This window comes from uncultured Methanobrevibacter sp. (genome assembly GCF_947170395.1).
GTDB lineage: Archaea > Methanobacteriota > Methanobacteria > Methanobacteriales > Methanobacteriaceae > Methanocatella.
In genome coordinates, this window is sequence record NZ_CAMVTE010000060.1 from 1 (window position 1) to 5,229 (window position 5,229).

3 protein-coding genes are annotated in these 5,229 nt (G+C 38.0%); 2 read left to right on the top strand and 1 reads right to left on the bottom strand.

Going from position 1 to position 5,229, the window contains the following annotated elements:
- Positions 1–100: 100 nt before the first annotated feature.
- A complete protein-coding gene (gene pyk / locus Q0W04_RS10385) occupies positions 101–1,504 on the top strand; it encodes a pyruvate kinase (RefSeq protein WP_298503005.1) in 1,404 nt (467 codons plus the stop codon).
- Between the two features lie 31 nt (positions 1,505–1,535).
- Here pyk and Q0W04_RS10390 read toward each other — a convergent pair whose 3' ends face one another.
- On the bottom strand, positions 1,536–3,014 hold the full coding sequence (locus Q0W04_RS10390) for a hypothetical protein (protein ID WP_298503009.1): 1,479 nt from the start codon (positions 3,012–3,014) through the stop codon (positions 1,536–1,538).
- A gap of 261 nt (positions 3,015–3,275) precedes the next feature.
- On the opposite strand from Q0W04_RS10390, the gene Q0W04_RS10395 reads away from it, so the two are divergent.
- Positions 3,276–5,030: a YhgE/Pip domain-containing protein gene (locus Q0W04_RS10395; protein ID WP_298503012.1), complete on the top strand. Its 1,755-nt coding sequence runs from the start codon at positions 3,276–3,278 to the stop codon at positions 5,028–5,030.
- Positions 5,031–5,229: the final 199 nt, after the last annotated feature.

Sequence of the window (5,229 nt, forward strand, 5' to 3'; positions counted from 1 at the left end):
TGAAATTCATCTCCGACCTACAGAGGTCGGAGTATTCTTTCACATTTAAGATAAATTAAAAATAAGTTACATTCCCTAAATGGTCATTTGGAGATTAAATATGAAAAAAACAAAAATTATATGTAGTATAGGTCCGGCATCCGATTCTGTTGAGGTTATGAGCGAAATGGTTGACAAAGGCATGGACTGTGCGCGCATCAATCTTAGCCATGCCTCACCCGAAGACATATTGAAAACCATAGAAGTCATCAGGCAGGTGCGAAAGGAATGCAACAAACCTGTAGCTATCATGTATGATACCAAAGGACCTGAATTTCGAACCTTAAAATTCAAAAACGGCGGAGTGAACCTGATAAAAGACGACACTATCAAAATGAGCAAAAGATGCATAATCGGCGATGAAAGCGAATTTGGAGTCAATCACAAAGAGGCAATAGATTTCATTGAAATAGGTGACAAGGTCCTTATAGACAATGCATTGCTTGAACTGGAAGTCATTGACAAGAAAGATGATTTTGTAGTGTTGAAGGCACTTGGAGATGGCGAAATCCAGGACAACAAGACCATCAATGTTCCAGAAGTCGATTTGAATTTGGATTCCATAAGCGACATTGACAAAAGGGACATTACCTTTGCAGCACAGCATTCATGTGATTATTTGGCGCTGTCTTTTGTAAATACAAGAGAAGACGTAATAGCTGCCCGAAAGATAATTGAAGATGCCGGAGGAGACGCATCCGTCATCTCAAAAATTGAAAGCCAAAAGGGAATTGAAAATATCGACGAAATAATTGACGAATCCGATGGAATCATGGTGGCCCGAGGAGATTTGGGAGTGGAAGTTCCGCTGGAGGAACTGCCAATGCTTCAAAAGAGCATTATTAAAAAGTGCAGACAGAAAGGCAAGTTTGCCATTGTCGCAACAGAAATGCTGGCTTCCATGTATGAAAATCCAAGACCGTCAAGAGCGGAAGTATCTGATGTGGCCAATGCAGTATTAGACGGAACCGACTGCGTGATGCTATCAGGAGAAACCACCGTTGGAAAGTACCCTGTCCATTCAGTTGAGATTATGAGTAAAATATGCAGATACGTTGAATCAACAATTGATTATACAAAACATATTTCATACACCGGGCCCATAGACATCAGCGATACAATTGCAAAGCTGGTTGTGGATGCAGTCGAATACAATGACATAAAATTAATCGTTACCCCAACCATGACTGGCTTTACAGCAAGCAAAATCAGCAATTTAAGGCCAAATTCAATTATATTGGCATGCTGTCCGTCCAGTCATGTTGCAGAGAAGGTTGTTTTAAACTTTGGTGTCAAACCTGTGATAACCAAGATATATGAAAGCACAGAGAAGGTGATTGAAAACGCAAGAAAAGTAGCTCAAAAGGAATTCAATCTAGAAAAAGGTGATTTGATAGTGATTACCGGAGGATTCCCATTGGGAAAAACAAGAAAAACAAATTATTTAAGAATTCTTGAAATTTAAAAAAAATAATTTAAAGCAAATGCCTAAGCATTTACTTTTTCACTTTTGCAGTCTTTTTGGCAGAAAAGCTACCGTAACTGACCTGATAGGTAATTTTTTTGCCCACTTTAAGTTTTTTCAACACATTCTTTTGAACGGTTACTTTTGCAATACCTTTTGAATTGGTTTTGGCTTTGTAGGTTTTACCGTTGAATTTGAAAACTACCTGTTTGTTTTTAAGTGGTGAAGAACCTTTTTTGAGTGTAGCTGTCAAAGTAAGTTTTTTGGCTGATTTTTTAACGTTTACAGAATTAAGGGTAATTTTTGTATTCTTATAAACCGCCTTGCTTACAGTTCCACCATATATGTCCTTACCGTTAGGCGCCTTGTTATCACTGAAAGTACATTTCACAGCTTTTGCACCATGAGAATCAGAAGATGAAACTTTAAAACCATATATTGCTCCACCTCTTTCACCTGCAACGTTGTCTGCAAAAACTGAGTTTTCAATCAAATTGGTATAAAACTTAACGGATGAAACCCAGCGGCCGTTTTCATAATGACCGGTAATATCATGGCATTTGAAATAAACAGCACCGCCATACATACCTACCTTATTTTTATTGAATTTTGAATTCTTTATGAAGAGATTCTTACATCCAAATACTGCTGCTCCCTTTTCACCAGCCTTGTTTGAATTGAATGTGCATGAATTAATGTCAATATTGGAAAATGCATAAACTGCACCGCCGCCATTTCCATTGGCCACATTGTTGGTGAATACACAGTTGGATATGTAATCTTTACCGTGTACAAGGGTTGTATTCATTAAAATGTTAAGCATTATTGATAACTCATTTGTAGTATTTAGAGATTTGAAAAATTCAGAGTCTATTCCAACAGTTAAAGAGAAAACTGCTCCTGCATCTCCACCAGCAACATTCTTGTCAAATTTGGAATTTTTTAAGTTCAATGATCCCAGAGAATTGATTGCACCACCAGCAGTGTATGCATAGTTGTTTATGAAAGTGCAGTTGTCAACAACCAGATTTGCAAAATTCAATATTGCACCACCATATATATTAGCAAATCCATTTTTAAATACTATATTCTTCAATACAACATAGTTATTGTCTTTCAAACCAAAAAGAATAGTGAAAATTCTGGATTTGGATTTTCCATCAATTGTATGGCCATTACCGTTGATTGTTAAATTTTTAGTGATGACAACTCCGATAGTGATATTGCTATCAGTATTGAAAGAATAATCCTTATCGAGATTTATTGTATCTCCCCCTGAAGCCTTGACAATCTTAACTTGCAGTTCTGTAAAATTTCCATTGCAGCTTTCTGCAATCAAATCATCATTGGCTTGCTTAATAACTTGATTTTCATTGCTGTTTGCCAATTTTACATCATTGGCATCTCCGGCCACAAGTGTGTCATTGACATCACTGGCTGCAACTGCCGAAAGGCTGAATAAAATGCAAACAGCTAATGAAACAACAAGAATGATTTTGTTAAATTTCATTTTTTAACCTCAATTTTTTATATTAAATATAATATGTTAAGTTTAATATATATTTGTTTTGAAAAGAAAATGCCAAGATGAACCACTTCAAAAGCATATATTTATATTATAAATTAATATTAACATAATAATATAGGTCTAAATGGGAAATCTTGGCTTATCCTATCACAATAAAATTGTTATAACATAGGATGACAACAAATATTAAAAATTTCTTATTAAAATTCCTAATACTTTGTTAAATTAAATACGAGGTTAAATATGAGTAGAAAAGACATCGGCATGATTGCCGAGATAATGAAAAATGATTTTAAGGGAATATTTTCAAACCCTATTGTGACAATCGTATTGATTGGAATCATCATTTTACCTTCACTTTATGCGCTTTTAAATATCCAGGCGTGTTGGGATCCTTACGGAAATACCGATGGAGTCCCATTCGCAATAGCCAATTTGGATGAGGGTGCTTCGTTCGATGGTGCACAAATCAATGTCGGAATTGAACTTGTCAAGGATTTGAAGAATAACGACAAGTTTAACTGGACATTTGTGACGGAAGAAGAGCTGCGGGACGGAGTTTATAAGGGAGATTACTATGCAGGCATGATAATACCCAAAAATCTTAGTAAAAATGTCATTTCCATTTCAAGTGATGACCCTCAACAGGCAACACTCGAATATGTTGTAAATGTCAAATCCAATCCGGTAGCTACCAAATTAACAGACAGTGCTGCGAATGGCGTTTATACAGCATTGAATGCTAAAATCGTTGAAATCATTAACGTTGAAGCATATGGCAAACTTGGAGAATTACAGCAAGGTCTGGCATCAGGAGCAAGCCAATTGTCTAGCGGAGGAGCTCAACTTCAATCCGGTGCATCACAGGTTTCCTCAGGTGCAGGACAGGTTGCATCAGGAGTGGGTCAGGTTGAAAACGGTGCAAGCCAGGTGCAGGAAGGAGCAAGCCAGGTGCAGGAAGGAGCAAGCCAAGTTCAGCAGGGCTCAAGCCAAGTTCAGCAGGGCGCCGAAGAATTGGACGCTGCAATCGATTCATCATTAATACCTGAAGGACCTGTAAAAGAATATGTATCAAGCAGTTCCGAACTTGCAAAAGGAAGCGGTCAAGTGGCTGAAGGGTCATCCCAGGTAGCAGACGGCGCCAGTGAAGTGGCTGGAGGAGCCGTTGACCTTGCAGGAGGTTCAGTCGAATTGGCACAAGGTTCATTAAGCCTTGCGGCAGGTGCACAGTTACTTGGAAATGCCGCAGCACAGGCATTATACACTGCAGCAGGTTCCCTCGGAGCGACCGCAAATATGCTCGGAGAACTTACCGGAATCAATGAGACCATGCTTGGAGACTATATCTATTCCCCAGTGAAATTGGACAGGCACGAAATATTCCCTGTTCCGGATTACGGATCCAATGTGGCGCCGTTCTATCTTGTGCTTTCAATGTGGGTTGGTGCATTGATTACCTGTGTAATGATTGAACCGAAATCAAGTGCAGGAACCAAATACTCTCCATTTGAAATGTATGCTGGCAAGCTTTTGATTTATGTAATATTAAGCATTCTTCAGGCATCCGTGACACTTATCGGAGCGCATCTTTTGGGCGTTTATGTTGACAATATTCCACTATTCGCAGTATCTGCAATCCTGGTATCGACGGTGTTCATGATTTTGATATATTCAATAATTTCAGCAATCGGAACTGTTGGAAAAGGTATTGCGGTAGTGCTATTGGTGCTTCAGATATCTGCAACCGGAGGAATTTATCCGATTGAAATCATGCATCAGTTTTTCCAGACATTGTATCCTTTTATGCCAATGACATATGCAATTAGCCTAATACGTGAAGCGCAGCTCGGTGTTGTTTGGGCGAATTATATCCCTTCACTGATTATTCTTCTGGCAATCGGTATTGTTACAGTCATTGTTGCGGTAATAATCAAGGAAAAAGCAGATAAAGCATCAAAATACTTTGAAGAAAAATTAGAAGAAAGCAAACTATTTTAGAAGTTGGCAGACAACTTCTCTTTTTTTATTTTTTATATCAATAAACCTAATATCAATACTTTTTAAAAAAAATTTAGCAAAAAAAGTTAAATATAAAAAGTGAGGCCACAGGGATTTGAACCCCGATCCTGGGATTTCTCTTGTCTCAGTACTCCAATTGATCATCACAACGGATACTGTTCAGTTACGCGTATATTTC

What these genes read in the sequence shown, in the direction of transcription:
- pyk (WP_298503005.1), top strand. Translation starts at nt 101, where the DNA reads ATGAAAAAAACAAAAATTATATGTAGTATAGGTCCGGCATCCGATTCT.
- Q0W04_RS10395 (WP_298503012.1), top strand. Translation starts at nt 3,276, where the DNA reads ATGAGTAGAAAAGACATCGGCATGATTGCCGAGATAATGAAAAATGAT.
- Q0W04_RS10390 (WP_298503009.1), bottom strand. Translation starts at nt 3,014, where the DNA reads ATGAAATTTAACAAAATCATTCTTGTTGTTTCATTAGCTGTTTGCATT.